Source organism: Bradyrhizobium sp. P5_C11_2 (assembly GCF_054049755.1).
The window spans coordinates 1-2,340 of the sequence record NZ_JBFULT010000828.1; the positions used below are offsets into that span (position 1 = coordinate 1).

A 2,340-nucleotide genomic window follows, 5' to 3' on the forward strand; every position below is an offset into this window, starting at 1 on the left:
GCCAAGCGCTCTGGGGCCAAGCGCTCTGGGGCCCGGCTCTGCGGAGCGTCACTTCGTGCCGCTCCGCGTCCGGGACACGAGCCCGAATTTCCGCTTGCTCTCGTGTCCCGGACGCGGTGCAGCGCGTAGCGCTGCTCCGCAGAGCCGGGACCCAGTTAGTTGCAGTCCCCGATCATCCCTTCGCGCAATGCGCGATCAGCTTCTCCACGAACCCCGCGCATTTCTCCAGCTCCGACATCTCGACGAACTCGTCCGGCGTGTGCGCCTGCGCGATTCCGCCGGGGCCGATCACCACCGACGGGATATCGGCCATGCTGGCAAACAAGCTCGCCTCGGTGCCGAAGGCGACCTTGGCGTGGTCGTTGCGCCCCGCAAGGCTCTTGGCCAGCGTGACGATGGCCGCGTCGGCCGCGGTGTCGAGCGCGGGATAGTCGAGGATCTCCTCGAAATCGATGCCGCACTCGGGGTTTCGCGCCTTCATCGCTGGCTCGAGCTCGGCCTTGGCCCACGCGACGATCGCGTCTGTGACCTCACGCGACTCGGTGATGCCGATGCCGCGGCATTCGAAATCCACCGTGCAAGTGTCCGGCACGATGTTCAGCGCGGCGCCGCCGTGCACGATGCTGGTGAGCAGCGTCGAGTGCGGAACGTCGTAGAGACTGTCTGTTGCCCTCTTGCCTGCGAGCTGCACGGCGCGGCGGCGGATCTCGATGATCAGCTCGGCGGCGTATTCGATCGCGTTGACGCCATCCGGCGCGATCGAGGAGTGCCGGGCGAGCCCCTTGAACGTCGCGCGCACGCCGTGCTTGCCCTTGTGGCCGCTGATGACCTTCATCTCGGTCGGCTCGCCGATGAAGGCGCCGAGCGGCTTGACGCGTCTCTTGGCGATCTCGCGCAGCATTGGCCGCACGCCGACGCAGCCGATCTCCTCGTCATAGGAGATCGCGAGATGGATCGGCGTCGCGAGCTTCGCCTCCAGCATCTCCGGCACCATGGCGAGGCAGACCGCGACAAAGCCCTTCATGTCGGTGGTGCCGCGGCCGTAGAGCTTGCCGTCGCGCTCGACGAGCTTGAACGGATCGTGGCTCCAGTCCTGGCCCACGACCGGCACGACGTCGGTGTGGCCCGACAGCACGAAGCCGGGGCGATCCTCCGGCCCGATCGTCACCCACAGCGAAGCCTTCTGCCCGGTCTCGTCGACGATGCGATCACCCTTGACGCCGTGGGACGCAAGATAGCTCTCGATATGGGCGATCAGGGGCAGATTGGAGCGATCGCTGACGGTGTCGAAGGCGACGAGGTCGGCGAGGAGCTTGCGGATGCGGTCGGGTCTTGAGCTAGGCATTTTCACAGTCTTGTTGGGGGGAGGCGGCAGGATCGCCTGCACGAACCATACCAACACGATGGCCGGTCGCGCAAATCAACACGGGCCCGTAGCCCGGATGGAGCGCAGCGCAATCCGGGGCCGCTGTGTCCGCTGGGACGGATTCCCGGATTACGCTGCGCTCCATCCGGGCTACAAGATATCGCGATGCCCGTCGGGCAAAACACSCRAGCMRTMGGTCAAYGCGCGSYGKCAAAAAAATTCYGCTTTACCGAAATTCGGAAACAGCGCATGTTGCGCGCACTCCGGCCCGAGGAAGAGGGGCGTATCGCGATCGTCACGACACGCGGGCCGGGCGGCGGTGGACGCAAGCCACATCGGCGCGAAGGCGGTCGCAGGGCGGAGAGCCGTGAGCGACCCGCGTCGCGCACACGACCGGTGTAACTTGCGTACGGCCAAATCGTGTGGTCCTGGCGCCCGGGGTCTGTGCGCCAAGTCCTGTGGTGATGTGCGCTGCCCGACCGGGCACACGCATCAGCCATCCGCAGGGCGACGGGGGCAATAGTGCATCGCTCCCCGGGGAGAGCGCGACATAAGYCGTTCCAACCACTGCGCAGGGAAAGGCCGGGATGTCTCCGGTTGCCCTGTTTCCMGCTGTGCATYGTAGCGCAAATCTACCTTGCGCATAGCGGATCAATAGGAGCCAGCCGGCTCCCGGTCTTCCCTGCGCCCTCTTTCATTTGCGAGGGTGACGCGACGACGCAAAGCTCGGGCGAAGCACGCCGCGAGGATGAACAGCTATGTCTATCGATGAACAACGGTCTCGTGCCCCGGACGCAGCGCAGCGTCTTTTCGACGGTGCGCTGCAGAGCCGGGGCCCACGCGTCGGCGGTTTGCGTGGCCTTCTGGGTCCCGGCTCTGCGCAGCAGCGTAAGAACGCTGCAGCGCGTCCGGGACACGAGAGGGACGCGTGTTGTCTCCCACACTCCGTCATTGCGAGCGGAGCGAAGCAATCC

The 2,340-nt window shown here is 65.9% G+C and carries 1 protein-coding gene; it reads right to left on the minus strand.

Annotated elements, in window-relative coordinates; translation table 11 throughout:
* Positions 1-172 precede the first annotated feature (172 nt).
* Positions 173-1,345, minus strand: coding sequence for an acetylornithine deacetylase (argE, locus tag ACXJL8_RS39095; RefSeq protein WP_456686823.1), 1,173 nt, complete (start codon positions 1,343-1,345; stop codon positions 173-175).
* Positions 1,346-2,340 lie beyond the last annotated feature (995 nt).